Below are 20,168 nucleotides of genomic sequence, written 5' to 3'. Positions count from 1 at the left end.
TTTTTTATTGAATAAGATATTAGAGTGGCATTTCAAGAAAGATATTTTTAACTTACTTTTCATAATTAATTTTTTGGCGGTAAGTGATGGTAGGAAAATTATTGTAAGCAAAGTTGTGGTGTTAATCTATAAATTACCATTTCTAATTCAAGGCCATCTGAAAGCGTTGACAGACATAATGTTTCAGACGGCCTCATCCATTTTGTTTAATTCTTTGATTAATTTATCGGTTTTTTCCGGGTCTTCGTTGCGCATGAGTTTGGCGCTTTCTTCTTCGAGCCGGCCGGTGTGGCTGCGCAAAACGATGTCTTTGATGGTGAGCAGGTTGCTTGGGTTCATCGAGAAGCGGCGCAGACCCATGCCGAGCAAAAGGCGGGTGTAGGTGGAATCGCCGGCCATTTCGCCGCACACCGATACTGATTTGCCCATGCGGTTGGCGGTGCGGATGATGTGCTGCAAGAGCTTGAGCACGGCGGGGTGGCCGGGCTGGTAGAGGTGACTCACGCTGTCGTCGCCGCGGTCGACCGATAAGGTGTATTGAATCAAATCGTTGGTGCCGATGGAAATAAAATCCACCAATTTGAGCAGGCTGCCGACGGTGAGCGCGGCGGAGGGGATTTCAATCATGCAGCCGAGCGACACTTCGCCATATTCTTCGCCGCGCTCGGCCAGCTGGCGCTTGGCGGTTTCGAAATGCACGATGCATTGGCGCAATTCGGTGAGCGAGGCCACCATCGGCCACATCATGTTGACTTTGCCGTGAGCGGCGGCGCGCAAAATGGCGCGCATCTGGGTGCGGAACATCACGGGCTCTGCCAGGCACAGGCGGATGCCGGTGAGGCCGAGGGCGGGGTTGAGGCTGCCGTTGGGGGTGGCGTTTTGGCCGAACCAGCGCGGGTTTTTGTCTACGCCCAAATCGACGGTGCGGATGGTGAGCTGCTTGCCTTTGAGCTTTTTAATCAGCGTGCTGTAAACTTCGTATTGCTCGTCTTCGGTGGGCAGGGTGTCGCGGTTGAGATAAAGGTATTCGCTGCGGAACAAGCCCACGCCGTCGGCGCCGGCGCTGTGCAGTTGTTTGATGTCTTCGGTTGATTCGATGTTGGCCAGCAATTCGATGTTGAGACCGTCTTCGGTGGTGGCGGCGGTTTTTTTGAGCTTGTTGAGTGCGCGTTTGCGGTTTTTGTATTCGCGCATGTGGCCTCGGTATTCGGCCAACACGGTGTCGTCGGGGTTGATAATCAGCACGCCGTTGATGCCGTCTACAATCACCCATTCGTTTTCGCTGATTAAATCGCGTGCGTTGCGCAAGCCGATAACGGAGGGAATATCAAGGCTGCGGCCGAGAATGGCGGTGTGGCTGGTGGGGCCGCCGGCATCGGTAACGAAGCCGGCAATGCGCTGCTCTTTGAAATGCACGGTGTCGGCGGGCGATAAATCGTGCGCGATCAAAACGGTGTCTTCGAGCAGATTGGTTTCGAGGTTTAATTCGTTGCTTTGGCCGACCAAATTATTGTGGATGCGCTCAACCACTTGCAGCATGTCTTGCTTGCGTTCGCGCAAATAGGCGTCGTCGATTTCGTCGAATTGTTGTGAGAGCTTGTCGGTTTGCAGCTTGAGCGCCCATTCGGCGTTGATTTTCTGCTCTTGGATGATGTCGGCCGGCTCGCGCGAAAGGGTGGCATCGGTGAGCAGCATCAGGTGCAGCGAGATAAACGCGCCCAATTCGGTGGGGGCGTTTTCGGGAATGGCGCTTCTGAGCTGCTCGAGCTGGCGGCGGCTGGCCTTGATGGCGTTGTCAAACCGTGTTGTTTCGGCGGCCAATTCGTCGGCGATGATGTTGTATTGCGGCACTTCGGTCATGCCGCGCAAAATCAGGTGGGCGCGGCCGATGGCAATGCCCTTGCCGGCGGTGAAGCCGTGTAACACGATGCTCATGATTATTCGCCTTCGCCGAAATAGTCGTTGATAAGGTCTGCGAGCGCCTGCATGGCGGCGGCTTCGTCGGCACCCTCGGTTTCAAGCTCGATGGTAGCACCTTGTGCTGCGGCCAGCATCATCAACCCCATGATGCTTTTGCCGTTGACGCGCCGCTCTTTGCGCGTAACCCACACTTCGCTTGAAAATTGCGCGGCGGTTTGGGTGAATTTGCTGGAGGCGCGCGCATGCAGGCCGAGCTTGTTGATGATTTTGATTTCTTGTTTGAGCATGGTTCAGCAGCTTTCGTCGGGCGGTGAGGTGATGTCGAGAATGCCGTTGATGGCGGCGGTTTTCACGCTTTGGGTGAATTTCACCAAATCATCGGCATGCGGCGAAGATTGCAGGGCTTTTACCATCATCGGCGCATTCAGGCCGGTGAGCATGGCCACTTTGCCTTCGAGCACGAGCTTGCGCGCGGCATTGCACGGAGTGGCGCCGAAAATGTCGGTAATCACCAACACGCCGTTGCAATGCTCGAGTTTGTCTAAGCTGCTGATCAGTGTTTGGGTGTGGGCGATGATTTCTTCGTGTTGCTGCTCTTGGGTAACGCCGAGGATTTTAATATTGGCCGGCGGCTCGCCCGGGAAAAAATGCTGCGCCAGGCTGCGGTAGGCATCGCCGAGGGCTTCGTGGGTGATGATGAGTATGCCGATCATAAGTGGGTGTCCTGATGGCCCGCGCGGGCGGGGGTTGGTGTGTTGCGGCCGTTTCAGACGGCCTGTTGCGATGTATTAAAGATTAAAAAGGATTATATCAGGCCGGCGGCTTGAAAAGCGATAGGGTGGCCGGGTGCAGAGTAGGTGCAAAGAACAATTGAGAATAATATAGGGGCAATGAGGCCGTCTGAAAAGAGGGTTCAGACGGCCTTGCTGTAAACAGGCTCAGGTAGGGCCTAGTGCATACACGGCGCCGAGGTTGCGCCAGGCGCCGGCCGCATCCATGCCGTAGCCGAACACATAGCGGTTGGGCACATCAATGCCCACATAATCGGCCTGAATCGGCTTGGGCTTGCCGGTGAGCTTGTTGGCAAACACAGCTGTGGCGCAGGAGGCCGCGCCCATCTCGAGCAGCTTTTCTTTGATGGCAGACATGGTGTGGCCTTCGTCGAGAATATCGTCGAGCACCACCACATGGCGGCCGGCGATGTTTTGCGGCTCGGGCATGCGCAGCCAGTTGAAATTGCCGCCTTCGAGCTTGTCGCCGTAGCGCGACACGTGCACATAATCAAAATCAAGCGGAAAGCGCAAGAGCGGCAGCAGCTGGCCGGTAAACACCACCGCGCCACCCATCACCGGCAGCAAAAGCGGATATTTGCCGCCCAAATCGGCGCAGATTTCGCCGGCCAGGCGCTCGAGCGCGGCGCGGCATTCGGTTTCGCTGAACAATAATTCGGCCTGATCGAGCATGGCTTGGGTGTGGTGGCGTTTGGTGTCGATATCCATTTTGATTCGGTGCAGAAAATAAAAGCGCATTATATTACAGCTCGGGTTGGTATAATCGCTTTTTTGCTTTTCAGACGGCCTGATTGCCATGCAAGATCCTTACGCTTATCTGGAAGATTTGTCTTCCCCCGCCACTGCGCATTTTGCTGCCGGGGCGCACGCCGAAACGCTGGCGCGGTTTTGCGCCGATGAGGCGTTTGCCGCGCTGGCGGCCGACATCACCGCCCAGCTGCAAGACGAGCGCCAGATTCCGTTTTGCCAGGAGCACCGCGGGCGCATGTATCATTTTTATCAAAACGCACAATATCCGAAAGGCGTTTACCGCGTGTGTTCGGCGGCGTCTTACCGCGCCGGCATGCCCGATTGGCAGGTGTTGTTTGCGGTGGCCGATTTTGATGAAGTGTTGGGCGACGATGTGTATCTCGACGGCGTGTCGCATTATGTGGAAGCCCCGCATCAGGCGTTGCTCACGCTCAGCAGCGCCGGTGCCGATGCGGCTTACACGGTGGAATTCGATTTAAACGCCGGCGCGATTGTGGCGGGCGGCTTTCATTTTCCCGCCGGCAAAAACCACATCGCCTGGCGCGATGAAAACAGCGTGTGGGTGTGCCCCGCGTGGGACGAGCGCCAGCTCACGCGCTCGGGCTATCCGCGCCAAGTGTGGCTGATGCAGCGCGGCCAAAGTTTTGAAGAAGCGTTGCCGGTGCATCAAATGGATGCCGGGGGCGTGATGGTGAACGCATGGCGCTATCTCGATGCCCAAGGCGCGCCGATTGATTTGATTGAAGCGGCCGACGGCTTTTTCAGCAAAGATTATTTATATGTGTCGCCCGAAGGGGAAACAGGCCGTCTGAAGCTGCCGCGCGATTGCGAAGTGGCGGGCTATCTGGCCGGGCAATTGATGCTGCAACTGCGCAGCGATTGGGTGCGCGCCAATCAAAGCTATCCGGCAGGTTCGCTGGTGGCGGTGAAGCTCAACAAGGGCGAGCTTGGCGCGGCGCATTTATTGTTTGCACCCAACGACACGCAGGCGCTCGAAAGCGTGGAAACCACCAAGCGCTTTGTGGTGGCGAATATTTTGGATAACGTTTCCGGCCGCCTGCTCGCTTGGCGTTTTTCAGACGGCCTGTGGCAGCAGCAAAGCCTGCCCGCGCTGCCGCAAGGCGCACTCGAGCTAACCGATCAGCCCTGGGGCGGCGATGTGGTTTATGTGGGCGCCAGCGATTTCACCACGCCGCTCACCCTGTTTGCGCTCGATTTGAATGTGATGGAGCTCACCGTGTTGCGCCGCCAGCCCAAGCAGTTTGATGCAGGCGGCATCAAGGTGCAGCAGCTTCACGCGCAATCTTCAGACGGCGTGTCGATTCCTTATTACCATGTCGGCAAGCAAACCGCGCCCGACACGCCCACGCTGGTGTATGTGTATGGCGGCTTCGGCATGCCCGAATTGCCGCATTATCTGGGCACTATCGGGCGCCATTGGCTGGCGCAAGGCCATGCTTTCGTGCTCGCCAACGTGCGCGGCGGCGGCGAATTCGGTCCCGCCTGGCATCAGGCGGCACAAGGCGTAAACAAACACAAAAGTGTGGATGATTTGCTGGCGGTGGTGCACGATTTGGCCGCGCGCGGCCTGAGCGCACCGGCGCATATCGGCCTGCAAGGCGGCAGCAACGGCGGCTTGGTGGCGGCATCGGCTTTTGTGCGCGCGCCGCAAAGCATGGGCGCGCTGGTGTGTGAAGTACCGCTCACCGATATGCTTAATTATGCACAGCTCTCGGCCGGTGCGAGCTGGATAGAAGAATACGGCGACCCTGAAAACCCCGCCGAGCGCGAAAGCCTGGCTGCTTTGTCGCCTTATCACCGGCTTTCAGACGGCCAAAAATACCCGCCCGCGCTCATCACCACCAGCTTCTCCGACGACCGCGTGCACCCGGCGCACGCGCTCAAGTTTTACGCCAAATTGCGCCGAATCAGCCCGCAAAGCTGGCTTTATGCGCCCGCAGAAGGCGGCCACAGCGGCAACGGCACGCAAGCGCAAACCGCCGCCGAATTGGCCTGCGTGTTGCAGTTTTTAAACGGATTTTTGCGCTGAAGCGCTTCAAACGGCCGTCTGAAGCGCCGCAAGCAGCTTGGCTGATTTAAAGAATTGATATGTTTAAGAAAACGAAAAGCCGCTTGTGATACAAAATAAGCCTATGATAATATGCGCTGAAACTAAGCCTGCCTGCACACCGAGCAGCTTGCTTTTTTAGATGGAAAACTCTAAACTAATTCGGTACAATGCGCCGAAGCAAACTTTTGTAACCCGCCTGTGTGATTTTTAAACAAGGCATATAAGGACTGACCGACATGTCAAACATTGAACAACAAGTTAAAAAAATTGTTGCCGAACAACTGGGCGTAAATGAAGCCGAAGTGAAAAACGAATCTTCATTCCAAGACGATTTGGGCGCCGACTCTCTGGATACCGTTGAGCTGGTAATGGCTCTGGAAGAAGCGTTCGGTTGCGAAATTCCCGATGAAGAAGCTGAAAAAATCACCACCGTTCAGCTGGCTATCGATTACATCACAGCCCACAACGGTTAAACCGCGCCCACGCGCACCGATTCCGGCCTCTGCTGCGGGTTTGCCTGCCGACAGAGGCTTTTTCCCATCAGCGGCGACATTTTTCGCCGTCTGAATACACATGAGGGCGTTCAGACGGCCTGTAAAGCAAAGCCGTTTGCGCCCGTAAAGCGAGACAGTTATGAGTCAGAGAAGAGTGGTTATCACCGGCTTGGGCCAAGTGTCGCCCGTCGGTAACGATATCGACAGCGCATGGCGCAACCTGCTGGCCGGCCAAGGCGGCATCGGCACCATCACCCGTTTCGACGCCTCTGATCTGGCCTGCCAAATCGCAGGCGAAGTAAAAGATTTCGACATCGGCACCTACATCAGCCCCAAAGAAGCCCGCCGCATGGATGTGTTCATCCACTACGGTATCGCCGCCGCGCTGCAAGCCGTGGCCGATGCCGGGCTGGATGATGTGGAAGGCCTCGATAAAGACCGCGTGGGTGTGAACATCGGCTCCGGCATCGGCGGCCTGCCCAGCATCGAAGCCACCGGCGTGACCGTGCAAGAAGGCGGCCCGCGCAAAATCAACCCGTTTTTCATTCCCGGCTCGCTGATTAATCTGATTTCCGGCCATGTAACCATTCTCAAAGGTTATCGCGGCCCCAGCTACGGCATGGTTTCCGCCTGCACCACCGGCGCGCACGCCATCGGCGATTCTGCCCGCCTGATTAAATACGGCGATGCCGATGTGATGGTGGCCGGCGGTGCCGAAGGCGCGGTGTGCACCTTGGGCATGGGCGGTTTTGCCGCCATGAAAGCACTTTCCACCCGCAACGACGACCCCGCTACCGCCTCACGCCCGTGGGACAAGGGCCGCGACGGTTTTGTGATGGGCGAGGGTGCCGGCGTGGTGGTGCTGGAAGAATTGGAACACGCCAAAAAACGCGGTGCGAAAATCTACGCCGAGCTGGTGGGTTTCGGCATGAGCTCCGATGCCTACCACATCACCGCCCCCAATGTGGACGGCCCCGCCTTGGCCGTTACCCGTGCGCTGAAAGATGCCGGCCTGAACGCTGCCGATGTGGATTATGTCAACGCGCACGGCACTTCCACCCCGCTGGGCGATGCCAACGAAACCAATGCGCTGAAGCTGGCGCTGGGCGAAGAGCATGCCCGCAAAGTGGTGGTGAATTCCACCAAATCGATGACCGGCCATCTGCTCGGCGCCGCCGGCGGCGTGGAAGCGGTATACAGCATTTTGGCCGTACACCATCAAAAATCACCGCCCACCATCAATATTTTCGAGCAAGATATCGAGGGCGGCTGCGATTTGGATTATTGCGCCAACGAAGCGCGAGATGTGGCCATTGATGTGGCGATTTCCAATTCGTTCGGCTTTGGCGGCACCAACGGCACACTGGTGTTTAAGAAGTTTGAAGGCTGAGCCTGAAGCGGCAATAATCAAACAGGCCGTCTGAAACATTTTTCAGACGGCCTGTTTGATTGGGTGATGTCGATTTCTTATACCCATTCAAAAAAATAATATACAAACAGGCAGCCTGTAGGTCGGATTCTCGAATCCGACACTTGTTCGCAGAACAAGGCACGCACATCGCTTTGGCCGTTGGCCAAACGTCGGATTCAAGAATCCGACCTACGCAGATGATGCTGCCGAACTGCTTTTTATTTTGTAAGGTTATTTTTTTGAATTGGTATTAACCGACTTGCGTTGATTTTTTGATGCGCAATATCCATTCAAAAATAACCTTACTGTCTTGTCTCACTTTGCCGTGTTATCTGTGCTGGCGCAGGCTCGCCGCTTGGTAAGCTTACTTTTTTGAATGGGTATAAAAGCAAGGCCGTCTGAAACATTAACCGTTTAGACGGCCTTGTTGTTGAATGATACCAATCCAAAAAAATAACCTAACTTCGTTGGCTCGCCTTGCCGTACTATTTGTACTGTCTGCGGCTCGCCGCCTTGTTAGCTTACTTTTTTGAATTGGTATGAGAAAACGCGCGCGTGCCTTTTGTATGCAGATTGCACTTGGTAGAGTAGAGAACGGTAAACGGAAAAAGGCCGTCTGAAAGCTTGGAAAAGTGTCCCATCTTTCAGACGGCCTGTTGTGCTCAAGCCCTATCCGGCGGTTTAGCGGCGGCTTTGCTCGTAGATGGGCATCACTTCGGGCAGCATGCGGCGGATGGCGCTGATGCGGGCGTTGTTGGTGGGGTGTGATGAGGTGATGGCGTTGAGCGCGTTATTGTTGTCGCTCACGCTGTTCATTTTTTCCCATACGCTGATGGCCGCTTGCGGGTTGTAGCCGGCTTGGGCCATCAGGCGCACGCCCAAAAGGTCGGCTTCGGATTCTTGGCTGCGCGAGAAAGGCATGTTTACGCCGTATTCGCTCAGAATGTTGGCGCCCAGGTTGACGGTGTCGCTGCTCGCGCCGGTGGTGGATTGCAACACGGCGCCGCCGATGCTGGCGGCCAAGCCGGTGAGCGCTTGCTGGCCGACGGCTTTTTTGCTGTGTTCGCGCAGGGCATGCGCCATTTCGTGGCCGATTACGGCGGCGATTTCATCATCGCTCAGCTTGAGGCGGTCGACCATGCCGGTGTACATCGCCATTTTGCCGCCGGGCATGGCCCAGGCGTTGAGCTCGTTGGATTTGATTACGCTCATCTGCCATTGGAAGGGCACGCCGGTTTGGTTGGCTTGGTTGGCATAAGGCTTGAGGCGGTTGAACACGGTTTGAATGCGGCGCGAGGTTTGCGAGGTGGTGTCGAGCACGCGCTTGTCTTGCGCTTGCTGCACCACTTGGGTGTAGCTTTTGGCGGCGCTGGCGTTGAGGGTGGCGGTGTCGTAGCCCATCATATCGGCCACAGAGGTGCAGCCGGTGGCGGTCAAGGCGGCGGCGGTGAAGAGGGCGCTCAGGCGTAAGGTGCGGGTTTTCATGGTGGTTGGCTTCCCTTAAAGTATTCAATGAATGGAATTTACATGATGTTTTCAATTTGGTTCAACAGGCCGTCTGAAACAAAAAAGTTTCAGACGGCCTGTTGCATTACATTTGAATGGTGCCGTTTACGGTGATGCGGATTTCTTCGGTGCCCGGGTTGGTGGTTTCGGGCATGCCGCCCATGCTGTCGGCTTTGGCGGCGCGCATCATCATCGGAGCCGGGGCAGCGTATTCTGCGCTTTGGTTGCCGATTTGGCCGAGGTTGAGATGCACGATTTTATAACCGCGGAAACCCAAAGTTTGCACCAAAGTGTCGGCGCGCGCCTGGAAGCGTTTGAGCGCGGCTTTGCTCACTTCGTCGATGACCGCTTCGCGCTTTTTCTTGGATACGCTAAATTGGGTGTATTGCAGGGCGGCATCATTTTGCGCTTGGGCAATCAGCTGGTTGATGGCGGTGAAATCGGTGCTTTCCACGCGGATTTGGGCACTTTCCTGCCAGCCGATTTGGGTTTGTTTGCCGTTTTTATATTGGTAAAGCGGGTTGGCGCGGCGGCCTTGCAGCTCGCTCTTGAGCGCTTTGTTGGCGCTGATGTGGCGGGTGAGCTTGTTGTATTTCTGCATAAAGGCGCGGTTGACTTCGGCGCGGTCGCGGCCTTCTTGGTTGACTTCGAGGCCGATGATCATGGTGTCTTGCTGCACTTCGGCGCTGGCGCTCTCGGCAAATTCGATGACGTTGTAGTTGAGCGGCTCGGCCACGGCGGGCGCGGCGGCGGTAGCAGCGGCCAAGGCGGCCAGCAACAGGGCTTTTTTCGACATGGTGGGGCTTTCAAGTGGGTGGTAACGGCGCTTAATTTAGCATAATTCATTCAGGCCGTCTGAAAAGAAGGGTTAAGGGATTAGCAGCGTGCTTGGGCGGCGAAAAGGTGTGGCTGCCAAGCTGTAACGGAAGACAATTTTGATGGATTTTGTGCCGGCAAAAAGGCCGTCTGAATGCTTTCAGACGGCCTTTGCTTTGGCGGGGGAAAAGAGTTAGCTTTCCACAGGAATAATGCCGATTTTGGCCTGCCATTGTTTGGGTGCTACGGCGTGCACCGATAAGCCGCTGCTGTCGACGGCCACGGTGACGGGCATGTCTTTCACTTCGAATTCGTAAATCGCTTCCATGCCCAACTCGGGGAAGGCCACCACTTTGGCTTCTTTAATCGCTTTAGCCACGAGATAGGCGGAGCCGCCCACGGCCATCAGATACACGGCTTTGTTGTCGGCAATGGCCTGGCAGGCGGCTTCGCCGCGCTCGGATTTGCCGATCATGCCCAAAAGGCCGGTTTGCTCCAGCATCTGGCGGGTGAATTTGTCCATGCGGGTGGCGGTGGTGGGGCCGGCGGGGCCGACCACTTCATCGCGCACCGGGTCGACGGGGCCTACGTAGTAGATGATTTTGTCGGTGAAATCCACCGGCAGTTTTTCGCCTTTGTTGAGCATATCCACCATGCGTTTATGGGCGGCATCGCGGCCGGTGTAGATTTTGCCGTTTAACAGCAGCACATCGCCGGTTTTCCATTGCGCCACATCGGCTTTGCTGATTTCGTCTACATTCACGCGGATGCCGTTGTCGGGGCTATAGGTGATGTCGGGCCAGTCGTCGAGCGAGGGCGGGGTGAGTTTCACGGGGCCTGAGCCGTCGAGCTCGAATTCAACGTGGCGGGTGGCGGCGCAGTTGGGAATCATGGCCACGGGCTTGCCGGCAGCGTGGGTGGGGTAGTCGAGAATTTTCACATCGAGCACGGTGGTGAGGCCGCCCAAGCCTTGCGCGCCGATGCCCAGCGCGTTTACTTTTTCGTAAAGCTCCAAGCGCAGCGCTTCAACGGTGTTTAATTCGGCGCCGGATGCGGCTTTTTGCTGCAATTCTTGAATATCTACATGGCTCATCAGCGATTCTTTGGCCAAGAGCATGGCTTTTTCGGGTGTGCCGCCGATGCCGATGCCCAAAATGCCCGGCGGACACCAGCCCGCGCCCATGGTGGGGATGGTTTTCAGCACCCAATCAACGATGGAATCTGAAGGGTTGAGCATGGCGAGCTTGGATTTGTTTTCCGAGCCGCCGCCTTTGGCTGCACAGGTGACTTCCACTTTGTCGCCGGCCACGATTTCCATGTGGATGACGGCGGGGGTGTTGTCTTTGGTGTTGGTGCGTTTGCCGGCCGGATCGGCCAGCACGGATGCGCGCAAGGTGTTGTCGGGGTCGGTGTAGGCGCGGCGCACGCCTTCGTTCACCATTTCCTGCACGCTCATGGTGCTGTCCCACTGCACATTCATGCCCACTTTGAGAAACACGGTGGCAATGCCGGTGTCTTGGCAGATGGGGCGGTGGCCTTCGGCACACATGCGGCTGTTGACCAAAATCTGCGCCATGGCGTCTTTAGCGGCGGGATTTTCTTCTTTTTCCCAGGCTTGGGTGAGCGCTTGGATGTAGTCTACCGGATGGTAATAGCTGATAAATTGGAAAGCATCGGCAATGCTTTGAATGAAATCTTCTTGCTTGATCACAGTCATGGTGGGTTCCTTAGGTGGCGGCCGCTGCTTGGGCGGCCTGTTATCAAAATTTGTGGCGCTTATTTAAGCATGATTTTGCAGGGTTTGTATATGATTTGGCAGCGTGTTTGCCGGGTGTTTGATGATAAGCAAATAAACAGGCCGTCTGAAAAGGCGGGCAAAGCTTTAAAACGTTTGTTTTAATTTAAATAAACTTGCGTGGGCGCTGCTGTTTGGGTGGGTTTCGGCATGAGAAAAGCGCTTGAGTGCATGTGGAAGGCGCTTTGAAACAAAGATTTCGGGGTGATTTAGGTGCAAGTGATGATGGCGCTTCAGCATTGATTTTTGGTTTGATAATGCAGATAAATAGTAAATCTATAAAATAATCATCTAAAAATTTATTGTTGATGGCGCAAAAATAAATGGAAAAAATGGCTGCCGGTTTGGCGGTGAAAACAACTAAATGCAGAATATGCATATCGGAAAACGGGTTTGTTTGGTTGAAAATGAAATAAAACTTCATTCATATTGATTTAGCGCAAGCAAAAGTAGGAATGCATCTTGGAGGCCGCCAAGGCTTCACTTGCAATTCGCTGCATCCCAATAAGGAGTTTGCTATGAAAGAAGAATCCCAAGCGGCAACGCAACAAGGCTTGCCGACACTTTCCAAAAATATGATCTGGATGATCAGCTTCGGCTTTCTCGGCGTTCAGACGGCCTTTACGCTGCAAAGCTCGCAAATGAGCCGCATTTTCCAAACGCTGGGTGCCGACCCGCACAGCTTGGGCTGGTTTTTTATTCTGCCGCCGTTGGCCGGGCTTTTGGTGCAGCCGATTGTGGGCTATTACTCCGACCGCACCTGGGCACCGCGCTTGGGCGGCCGCCGGCTGCCTTATCTTTTATACGGCTCGTTGGTGGCGGTGATTGTGATGATTCTGATGCCCAATGCGGGCAGCTTCGGCTTCGGTTATGCCTCGCTCAATGCTTTGTTGTTTGGCGCGCTGATGATTGCCTTACTTGATGTGTCATCGAATATGGCGATGCAGCCCTTTAAGATGATGGTGGGCGATATGGTGAACGACAAGCAAAAAAGCTATGCTTATGGCATTCAGAGCTTTTTGTCGAACACTGGCGGGGTGATTGCGGCGATACTGCCTTTTGTGTTTGCCTATATCGGCCTGGCCAACACGGCGCCCAAAGGCGTGGTGCCGCAAACGGTGATTGTGTCGTTTTATGTGGGCGCGGCGATTTTGGTGATTACCAGCGCGCTGACCATCTTCAAGGTGAAAGAATACGACCCGGAAACCTATGCCCGCTATCACGGTATTGATGCGCGCGCCAATCATGAAAAGGTCAGTTGGATCGATCTTTTGAAACAAGCGCCCAAAGCGTTTTGGACGGTGGCTTTGGTGCAGTTTTTCTGCTGGTTTGCCTTTCAATATATGTGGACTTACTCGGCCGGCGCGATTGCGGAAAACGTGTGGCAAACCACCGATGCCTCTTCTTCGGGCTATCAGGCAGCGGGCAACTGGTATGGCGTGCTCGCGGCGGTGCAGTCGATTGCGGCGGTGGTGTGCTCTTATGTGCTGGCCAAAGTGCCGAACCAATACCACAAAGCGGGCTATTTCACGAGCCTGGCCTTGGGCGCATTGGGCTTTTTCTCGATTTTCTTCGTTACCGACCAATATGTGTTGGTGGGCTCTTACATTTTAATCGGCATCGCCTGGGCCGGCATTCTCACTTATCCGCTCACCATTGTAACCAACGCGCTTTCAGGCAAACATATGGGCACTTATTTGGGCTTGTTTAACGGCTCTATCTGCATTCCGCAGATTATCGCCTCGCTCTTGAGCTTCGGCCTTTACCCGCTTTTGGGCGGCCAGCAGGCCAATATGTTTTTAGCCGGCGGCATCGCGCTGCTGCTGGGCGCCTGCTCGGTGTTTTTCATCAAAGAAACACACCGTGAAACGCCAAGCGCATAAAGGGAGTCGGCATGAGCGCATGTGAGCAGGCTTTCGGTTTTTTCCAAGACCAAGCCGTCTGCAAATACATCTTAACCAATTCAAAAGGCAGCAGGGCGGGCATTTTGAATTTGGGCGGCATTATTCAGGAATTTTCCGTGTTGCAAAACGGCGGGCCGCACAATTTGGTGGTGCATTTTGATGATGCGCAAGGCTATATTGAAAACCCTTTTCAAATCAACAAACAAATCGGGCGCGTGGCCGGGCGCATTAAAGGCGCGGCGTTTGAAATCAACGGCCAAGCTTATCAGGTGGAAGCCAATGAGGGCAAAAACGCCCTGCATGGCGGCAGCAACGGGCTGAGCATGCAGCTTTTCGACGCCGCTTGGGTGAGCCGCAGTGAATTGGTGCTCTCCACCCGCCTGCAGCAGGTTTCAGACGGTTATCCGAATGATTTGGATGTAAGCATCCACTATCATTTGACCGACGACGACAGCCTGAAAATCACCTACCGCGCCACCGCGCTGGGCGACACCGTGTTTGACCCGACCATGCATATTTATTGGCGGCTGCCGCAAGGCTTGGCCGGCGCGCGGCTGGCAATACCCGACGGGCAGCACATGCAGCTTGATGCCGAGCGCCTGCCCACGGGCTTGAGCGATGGCGGCAATGCGCTGTTTGATTTTTCAGACGGCCAAGATCTTGCCCAAGCCGTGTCGGCCTTGCGCCGCAGCACCACGCAAAGCGGGTTTGACGAAGCTTATCGGGTGCGGCCGGATTTGGCAGCGCCCGTGGCCGTGCTGGATACGGGTGAGGGTTTTCGGGTGAATATTTTCAGCAACCGCAACGGCTTGGTGGTGTTTACCGCCGCGCCCAAAGAGCCCGCACAGCACGATGCCGGTGATTATGATGCGCTGGCCACCGAAGCCCAAACCTTGCCCGACAGCCTGCACCACCCCGAATTCGGCAACATCCGCCTCAACAAAGGCGAGTGCAAAGAAGCCGTGATTATTTACCAAATTGAAATGAATTAACGGAGACAAATTATGTATACGCGAATTATGGAAGTAGACCCGTGGGTGATTAAATCAACCACGCTGGATAAAACCCACAAGCGCCTGCAAGAGAGCCTCACCAGCCTGGGCAACGGCTATATGGGCGCGCGCGGCAGCTTTGAAGAGCGCTATTCGGCCGACAGCCACTTGGGCACTTATATCGCCGGCGTGTGGTTTCCCGATAAAACCCGCGTGGGTTGGTGGAAAAACGGCTATCCGAAATATTTCGGCAAAGCCATCAATGCCGTGAATTTCGGCAAAGTGGCGATTTTTGTCGACAATCAGGAAGTGGATTTGGCCGAAAACGAAGTGAGCGGTTTTTCGGTGGCCTTAGATATGCAAACCGGCGTGCTGCGGCGCACATTCACCGTGTTCGGCGTGCAGTTTTGCCTCACCAAATTCTTTTCGGTGGCGCAAAAAGAGCTGGCGCTGATGCGCTGGGATGTGGTGTCGGCCGATGGCAAAAGCCATCATGTGAAAATCGAATCGTTTATCGATGCCGATGTGAAAAACGAAGATGCCAATTATGAAGAAACATTTTGGCAGGTGTTAAACAAAAAAGCCTTTACCGGCGGCGCACACATTGCCGCGCAAACCGTGGCCAATCCCTTTGGCGTGCCGCAGTTTATCGTGAATGCGCAGCAAAGCTTTGCCGGCGATTTCACCGAAACCGCACACCGGCAAAGCGATTGGCAAGTGAGCAACACATTTGAAGCCGAAGTGGGCGAAGCGGTGAAATCGTTTGAAAAGCGGGTGGTCGTTACCACCAGCCGCGATTACGAGAATCTGGATGCGGTGGAAGCGGCCGGCCGTGCGCTGATTGCCGATATGGAGCAGACGGGCTTTGCCGATTTGCTGGCCGCGCACGAAAACGGCTGGCGCCAACGTTGGGCGATTGCCGATGTGGTGATCGAAGGCAACGATGCCGCCCAACAAGGCATACGCTTCAACCTTTTCCAACTTTTCTCAACTTATTACGGCGAAGATGCCCGCCTCAATATCGGCCCCAAAGGCTTTACCGGCGAAAAATACGGCGGTGCCACTTATTGGGACACCGAAGCCTATGCCGTGCCGCTTTATCTTTCGCTGGCCGAGCCGCAAGTTACCGAAAACCTGCTCAAATACCGGCACAACCAATTGCCGCAGGCGCAACACAACGCGCGCGAGCAAGGGCTGGCCGGCGCACTTTACCCGATGGTGACTTTTACCGGCATCGAATGCCACAACGAATGGGAAATCACGTTTGAAGAAATCCACCGCAACGGCGCGATAGCCTATGCGATTTACAACTACACCAACTACACCGGCGATGAAGGCTATCTGGCCGGCGAAGGCTTGGAAGTGTTGGTGGAAATCGCCCGTTTCTGGGCCGACCGCGTGCATTATTCCCAACGCCACGGCAAATACATGATTCACGGCGTGACCGGCCCCAACGAATACGAAAACAACATCAACAACAACTGGTATACCAACACCTTGGCCGCCTGGGTGCTCGGCTACACCAAAGCCGCACTCGATAAATACCCGCGCCCCGATTTGGGCATCTCGGAAGCTGAGCTGGATAAATGGGCGGATATCGTGGCCAATATGTATTATCCCTATGATGAAGTGCTGGATGTTTTCGTGCAGCACGACGGCTTTCTCGATAAAGACATCCGCCCGGTTTCCGCGCTCTCGCCCGACGATTTGCCGCTCAACCAAAAATGGTCGTGGGATAAAATTCTGCGCTCGCCCTTTATCAAGCAGGCCGATGTGCTGCAAGGGGTTTACTTCTTCGGCGACCGTTTCGATATCGACACCAAGCGGCGCAATTTCGATTTTTACGAGCCGATGACTGTGCACGAAAGCTCGCTTTCGGCCTCGGTGCACGCCATTTTGGCGGCAGAATTGGGTAAAGAAGAAAAAGCCGTGGAAATGTATGAGCGCACCGCGCGGCTTGATTTGGACAACTACAACAACGACACCGAAGACGGCCTGCACATCACCTCGATGACCGGCTCTTGGCTGGCGATTGTGCAGGGCTTTGCCCAAATGAAAACCTGGGGCGGCACCTTGAGCTTTGCGCCTTTCCTGCCGCAGGCATGGACGGCTTATGCGTTTCACATTAACTATCGCGGCCGCCTGCTGAAAGTGAGCGTGAATAAACAAGTGGAAATCGCCTTGCTCAAAGGCAGCCCGATTGCGCTGGAAGTGTATGGCGAGCCGGTGCAGCTCGAAAGCGTTTACACCACCGCCCTGAAAAAGCAAGGAGCCTGAACCATGACTTTTCAAGCAGTGTTATTCGATTTAGACGGCGTGATTACCGACACGGCGGAATACCATTACCGCGCCTGGAAAAAGCTGGCCGGCGAGCTGGGCATCGAGATCGACCGCAGCTTCAACGAGCAGCTCAAAGGCGTGTCGCGCGAAGATTCGCTCAAGCGCATACTGGCTTTCGGCGGCAAAGAGGGCGAAATCGGCGCAGAAGAATTTGCCCGCTTGGCCGAGCGCAAAAACGACAGCTATATTGAAATGATCGCCGCCATCACACCCGATGATGTGTTTCCCGGCATTTTGCCGCTTTTGGAAGCCTTGCAGGCGGCAGGCAAGAAAATCGCCTTGGCTTCGGCCAGCAAAAACGGGCCGTTTCTGCTTGAAAAAATGGGGCTGACACGTTTTTTCGGCGCCATTGCCGACCCCGGCGCCGTGGCGCATTCCAAGCCGGCACCCGATATTTTCCTGGCCGCCGCCAAGGGCGTAGGCACCAATATCCGCGCCTGCCTGGGCATTGAAGACGCGCTGGCCGGCGTGCAGGCGATTAAAGCCGCCGGCGCGCTGCCGGTGGGTGTAGGGCGCGCACAGGATTTGGGTGATGATATCGCCATTGTGGCCGGCACCGCCGAGCTCACGCTGGCTTATCTGGAAGAAGTGTGGCGCCAAGCGCAGCGCTGATGGTTTGCACGGCGCAAAAAGCCGCTGCCGCATCCCGTGGGTGCGGCAGCGGCTTTTTGCGCAATGGTGATGAGAGGCCGTCTGAAAGCGTGATATCAAATCAAAAAAATAAACCTTTATAAATATTGCAAGCAAAGGCCGTCTGATACCAATCCAAAAAAATAACCTAACTTCGTTGTCTCGCCTTGCCGTACTAGTTGTACTGTCTGCGGCTCGCCGCCTTGTTAGCTTACTTTTTTGAATTGGTATGAAAACCTTTCAGACGGCCTTTGCTTCGGATTCCAAGTGCAACACTTGGAAAAGGGAAGATTATTGGCAGCCGCTTTGTTGTCTTGCTTTTTCGGTTTGGTATTAGGGTCTGTTCACAATTACTTGTCATAACATTGAATAAAAAGGAAAGCAGGTGTAAAAAGGGAGCTCTCACACAACCCTAATACACCTGCCATGCCCCGCACACTACTCAAAGATGAATACTGGACGAAGCTGTTGCCCATTCTGCGTGATTTGGGTGTTTATTGCAAACCCAATCTACGCCTGATTTTCGAAGGCATCCTATACAGAGTCAGAACCGGCATCCCTTGGCGCGATCTGCCCGAGTATTTCGGCAAACACCATACCGTTTACACGGCTTATAACCGTTGGTCGGCAAAAGGTATTTTTGCCGAAGCCTTAAAAAAGCTCAGCCAAGACTGTGATTTGGAATGGGTAGCCATAGATGGCAGCTATGTTCGGGCGCATCAACATTCAGCCGGCGCCTCATGGCTCAGCGAAGAAGAGGAACACGCAATCGGTATGAGCCGGGGCGGGATGACCAGCAAGATTCATCTGGCGGTAGACGTCTCAGGCAATCCGGTTGAGATTATCATTACTGCGGGCAATATCAACGATATCAGCGTTGCGCCGGAATTGCTTGATAACATCGATCTTGCCGGAACTGAGCTTGTGAATGCGGATAAGGGCTATGATTCAGACCGACTCAGGGAACAGATAGAGGAAAGTGGCGCGAAAGCCAATATTCCCTATAGAAAAGACAGGGAAGAGAAAAATAAAGACATGGACTGGTATCTTTATAAAATCAGGCACTTGGTGGAGAATACTTTTTGTCGTCTGAAACATTTCCGAGCGATTGCCAGCCGCTACGATAAGCTAAAGCGCAACTTCCACAGCACGGTTTTATTGGGATGCATTGTGATGTGGCTACCTTTATGACAAGTAATTGTGAACAGCCCCTAGGCCGTCTGAAACAAGTGGTTTACAATAGCTGCTGTTTCTTTGAATAACGGCATTCAAACGTGAAAATCCTCATTCTCGGCAGCGGCCAGGTCGGCTCGACCGTGGCGCAAAATCTGGCCAGCATGCCCAATAACGATGTGACCATTATCGATATCGACGAAACGGCGCTGCACAATTTGGGCAGCAAGCTCGATGTGCAAACGCTGCACGGCAATGCCGCGTCGCCCATGGTGCTGGAGCGCGCCGGTGCGGCCGATGCCGATTTGATGCTGGCGCTCACCCGCAGCGATGAAACCAATCTGGTGGCCTGCAAGCTGGGCGCGGATATGTTTAACATTCCCAGCCGCATCGCGCGCGTGCGCTCGGTGGATTATCTGGAATACCAGCCCGATGAAGAAGAATGCGGCAGCAGCCTGAAGGTGTTTGACGTTACCGAATCCATCAGCCCCGAGCAGCTCGTTACCGAGCGGCTGGCAGGGCTGATCAACTATACCAGCACTTTGCAGGTGCTGCGTTTTGCCGACGATAAAGCCAAAATGGTGATTGTGCAGGCGCACAAAGGCGGCTTGCTGGTGAATAAGGAAATCGCCGAAATCAACCGCCACCTGCCCGATAATGTGGATTGCCAGATTTGCGCCATCTACCGCAACAACCGCTTTATCGTGCCCTCGGCGCAAACCGTGATTATCGAGGGCGACGAAGTGTGTTTTGTGGCAGCTGCGGCCAATGTGAAAACCATTATGCGCGAATTGCGCCCGCTGGAGCAGCGCACCCGCCGCGTGATGATTGCCGGCGGCGGCAACATCGGCTACCGGCTGGCCAAACAGCTAGAAGCGCAATACGACATTAAAATCATCGAATTCAACCCCGGCCGCGCCGAATGGCTGGCCGAGCATTTGGATAATGCACTGGTGTTGCAGGGCACGGCCACCGACGAATCGCTGCTCGATGAAGAATACATTGATGAAATCGACGTGTTTTGCGCGCTCACCAATGATGATGAAAACAACATCATGGCCAGCCTGCTGGCGAAAAACCTCGGTGCCAAGCGCGTGATTGCGATTGTGAACCGCTCGAGCTATGTGGATTTGCTCGAAGGCAACAAAATCGACATTGTGGTGTCGCCGCATTTGGTCACCATCGGCTCGATTTTGGCGCACATCCGCCGCGGCGACGTGGTGGCGGTGCACCCCTTGCGCCGCGGCACCGCCGAAGCGATTGAAGTGGTGGCGCACGGCGACCCGCAAACTTCCGCGCTGGTGGGGCGGCGCGTGTCGGAAGTGAAGTGGCCGCAAGGCTGCCATTTCGCCGCGCTGGTGCGCGATGACGAAGTGATTATGGGCCACAAAGAAGATGCGGTGATGGCCGATGGCGATCACCTCATTTTCTTCGTGTCGCGCCGGCGCGTGCTGCGCGAGCTGGAAAAGTTGATTCAGGTGAAGATGGGCTTTTTCGGCTGAATATGAAAGGCCGTCTGAAAGAAAAGTTTCAGACGGCCTTATGCATCATTTTCAGCGCAGTAAAGATTCTGTC

General features: G+C 55.0%; 17 protein-coding genes. 9 read left to right on the top strand and 8 right to left on the bottom strand.

Features of this window, described 5'->3' with window-relative positions:
• Positions 1-183: 183 nt before the first annotated feature.
• From ptsP to LVJ78_RS10060, 4 genes are all read right to left on the bottom strand, one after another.
• Positions 184-1,935, bottom strand: a complete 1,752-nt coding sequence (gene ptsP / locus LVJ78_RS10075; protein WP_132952794.1) for a phosphoenolpyruvate--protein phosphotransferase — start codon at positions 1,933-1,935, stop codon at positions 184-186.
• Between the two features lie 2 nt (positions 1,936-1,937).
• The gene (locus tag LVJ78_RS10070; protein WP_132952792.1) at positions 1,938-2,207 is read right to left on the bottom strand and encodes an HPr family phosphocarrier protein; all 270 of its coding nucleotides are present in this window, start codon (positions 2,205-2,207) and stop codon (positions 1,938-1,940) included.
• A 3-nt stretch (positions 2,208-2,210) separates the two neighbouring features.
• Positions 2,211-2,633 carry a PTS sugar transporter subunit IIA gene (locus LVJ78_RS10065; RefSeq protein WP_132952790.1) on the bottom strand — a complete coding sequence of 141 codons (423 nt, stop codon included), beginning with the start codon at positions 2,631-2,633 and terminating at the stop codon, positions 2,211-2,213.
• A gap of 225 nt (positions 2,634-2,858) precedes the next feature.
• Entirely contained in the window at positions 2,859-3,419 is a 561-nt protein-coding gene (locus LVJ78_RS10060; RefSeq protein ID WP_132952788.1) for a hypoxanthine-guanine phosphoribosyltransferase, read from the bottom strand.
• Between the two features lie 88 nt (positions 3,420-3,507).
• Here LVJ78_RS10060 and LVJ78_RS10055 point away from each other — a divergent pair, with 88 nt between their 5' ends.
• The 3 genes from LVJ78_RS10055 to fabF all read left to right on the top strand — a co-directional run bounded on the left by LVJ78_RS10055 (position 3,508) and on the right by fabF (position 7,416).
• A complete protein-coding gene (locus LVJ78_RS10055) occupies positions 3,508-5,511 on the top strand; it encodes a prolyl oligopeptidase family serine peptidase (protein ID WP_424580106.1) in 2,004 nt (667 codons plus the stop codon).
• 257 nt (positions 5,512-5,768) lie between these two features.
• Positions 5,769-6,005 carry an acyl carrier protein gene (gene acpP, locus LVJ78_RS10050; RefSeq protein ID WP_047759914.1) on the top strand — a complete coding sequence of 79 codons (237 nt, stop codon included), beginning with the start codon at positions 5,769-5,771 and terminating at the stop codon, positions 6,003-6,005.
• Between the two features lie 160 nt (positions 6,006-6,165).
• Positions 6,166-7,416, top strand: a complete 1,251-nt coding sequence (gene fabF / locus LVJ78_RS10045; RefSeq protein WP_132952784.1) for a beta-ketoacyl-ACP synthase II — start codon at positions 6,166-6,168, stop codon at positions 7,414-7,416.
• Between the two features lie 702 nt (positions 7,417-8,118).
• Here fabF and LVJ78_RS10040 read toward each other — a convergent pair.
• The 4 genes from LVJ78_RS10040 to LVJ78_RS10025 form a co-directional block, all read right to left on the bottom strand.
• A complete protein-coding gene (locus tag LVJ78_RS10040) occupies positions 8,119-8,922 on the bottom strand; it encodes a M48 family metallopeptidase (RefSeq protein WP_132952782.1) in 804 nt (267 codons plus the stop codon).
• A gap of 106 nt (positions 8,923-9,028) precedes the next feature.
• Positions 9,029-9,739: an SIMPL domain-containing protein gene (locus tag LVJ78_RS10035; RefSeq protein ID WP_132952780.1), complete on the bottom strand. Its 711-nt coding sequence runs from the start codon at positions 9,737-9,739 to the stop codon at positions 9,029-9,031.
• A gap of 213 nt (positions 9,740-9,952) precedes the next feature.
• Positions 9,953-11,476: a fumarate hydratase gene (locus tag LVJ78_RS10030; protein WP_132952778.1), complete on the bottom strand. Its 1,524-nt coding sequence runs from the start codon at positions 11,474-11,476 to the stop codon at positions 9,953-9,955.
• Between the two features lie 184 nt (positions 11,477-11,660).
• The gene (locus LVJ78_RS10025; RefSeq protein WP_132952776.1) at positions 11,661-11,978 is read right to left on the bottom strand and encodes a hypothetical protein; all 318 of its coding nucleotides are present in this window, start codon (positions 11,976-11,978) and stop codon (positions 11,661-11,663) included.
• Positions 11,979-12,072: 94 nt separating this feature from the next.
• On the opposite strand from LVJ78_RS10025, the gene LVJ78_RS10020 reads away from it, so the two are divergent.
• From LVJ78_RS10020 to trkA, 6 genes are all read left to right on the top strand, one after another.
• Positions 12,073-13,437, top strand: a complete 1,365-nt coding sequence (locus LVJ78_RS10020) for an SLC45 family MFS transporter (protein WP_132952774.1) — start codon at positions 12,073-12,075, stop codon at positions 13,435-13,437.
• Positions 13,438-13,448: 11 nt separating this feature from the next.
• The gene (locus LVJ78_RS10015) at positions 13,449-14,450 is read left to right on the top strand and encodes an aldose epimerase family protein (protein ID WP_132952772.1); all 1,002 of its coding nucleotides are present in this window, start codon (positions 13,449-13,451) and stop codon (positions 14,448-14,450) included.
• A 12-nt stretch (positions 14,451-14,462) separates the two neighbouring features.
• Positions 14,463-16,727 (top strand): glycoside hydrolase family 65 protein, encoded by a 2,265-nt coding sequence (locus LVJ78_RS10010; RefSeq protein WP_132952770.1) that lies wholly within the window; start codon positions 14,463-14,465, stop codon positions 16,725-16,727.
• A 3-nt stretch (positions 16,728-16,730) separates the two neighbouring features.
• On the top strand, positions 16,731-17,402 hold the full coding sequence (gene pgmB, locus LVJ78_RS10005; protein WP_132952768.1) for a beta-phosphoglucomutase: 672 nt from the start codon (positions 16,731-16,733) through the stop codon (positions 17,400-17,402).
• Positions 17,403-17,846: 444 nt separating this feature from the next.
• Complete coding sequence (locus LVJ78_RS10000) at positions 17,847-18,611, top strand: IS5 family transposase (RefSeq protein WP_244802560.1); 765 nt, start codon at positions 17,847-17,849, stop codon at positions 18,609-18,611.
• Between the two features lie 83 nt (positions 18,612-18,694).
• Positions 18,695-20,095 carry a Trk system potassium transporter TrkA gene (gene trkA, locus LVJ78_RS09995; protein ID WP_132953880.1) on the top strand — a complete coding sequence of 467 codons (1,401 nt, stop codon included), beginning with the start codon at positions 18,695-18,697 and terminating at the stop codon, positions 20,093-20,095.
• Positions 20,096-20,168 lie beyond the last annotated feature (73 nt).

Origin of the sequence: Uruburuella suis (assembly GCF_022870845.1) — a bacterium.
Classification (GTDB): domain Bacteria; phylum Pseudomonadota; class Gammaproteobacteria; order Burkholderiales; family Neisseriaceae; genus Neisseria; species Neisseria suis.
This window is presented reverse-complemented; position numbering and strand designations above follow the sequence as displayed.

Excerpts from the sequence above, each read along its gene's own strand:
- ptsP (WP_132952794.1), bottom strand. The coding sequence starts at position 1,935 with ATGAGCATCGTGTTACACGGCTTCACCGCCGGCAAGGGCATTGCCATC.
- LVJ78_RS10025 (WP_132952776.1), bottom strand. The coding sequence starts at position 11,978 with ATGAAGTTTTATTTCATTTTCAACCAAACAAACCCGTTTTCCGATATG.
- LVJ78_RS10040 (WP_132952782.1), bottom strand. The coding sequence starts at position 8,922 with ATGAAAACCCGCACCTTACGCCTGAGCGCCCTCTTCACCGCCGCCGCC.
- pgmB (WP_132952768.1), top strand. The coding sequence starts at position 16,731 with ATGACTTTTCAAGCAGTGTTATTCGATTTAGACGGCGTGATTACCGAC.
- LVJ78_RS10070 (WP_132952792.1), bottom strand. The coding sequence starts at position 2,207 with ATGCTCAAACAAGAAATCAAAATCATCAACAAGCTCGGCCTGCATGCG.
- LVJ78_RS10060 (WP_132952788.1), bottom strand. The coding sequence starts at position 3,419 with ATGGATATCGACACCAAACGCCACCACACCCAAGCCATGCTCGATCAG.
- LVJ78_RS10020 (WP_132952774.1), top strand. The coding sequence starts at position 12,073 with ATGAAAGAAGAATCCCAAGCGGCAACGCAACAAGGCTTGCCGACACTT.
- fabF (WP_132952784.1), top strand. The coding sequence starts at position 6,166 with ATGAGTCAGAGAAGAGTGGTTATCACCGGCTTGGGCCAAGTGTCGCCC.
- LVJ78_RS10010 (WP_132952770.1), top strand. The coding sequence starts at position 14,463 with ATGTATACGCGAATTATGGAAGTAGACCCGTGGGTGATTAAATCAACC.
- LVJ78_RS10055 (WP_424580106.1), top strand. The coding sequence starts at position 3,508 with ATGCAAGATCCTTACGCTTATCTGGAAGATTTGTCTTCCCCCGCCACT.
- LVJ78_RS10065 (WP_132952790.1), bottom strand. The coding sequence starts at position 2,633 with ATGATCGGCATACTCATCATCACCCACGAAGCCCTCGGCGATGCCTAC.
- LVJ78_RS10015 (WP_132952772.1), top strand. The coding sequence starts at position 13,449 with ATGAGCGCATGTGAGCAGGCTTTCGGTTTTTTCCAAGACCAAGCCGTC.
- LVJ78_RS10030 (WP_132952778.1), bottom strand. The coding sequence starts at position 11,476 with ATGACTGTGATCAAGCAAGAAGATTTCATTCAAAGCATTGCCGATGCT.
- LVJ78_RS10035 (WP_132952780.1), bottom strand. The coding sequence starts at position 9,739 with ATGTCGAAAAAAGCCCTGTTGCTGGCCGCCTTGGCCGCTGCTACCGCC.
- acpP (WP_047759914.1), top strand. The coding sequence starts at position 5,769 with ATGTCAAACATTGAACAACAAGTTAAAAAAATTGTTGCCGAACAACTG.
- LVJ78_RS10000 (WP_244802560.1), top strand. The coding sequence starts at position 17,847 with ATGCCCCGCACACTACTCAAAGATGAATACTGGACGAAGCTGTTGCCC.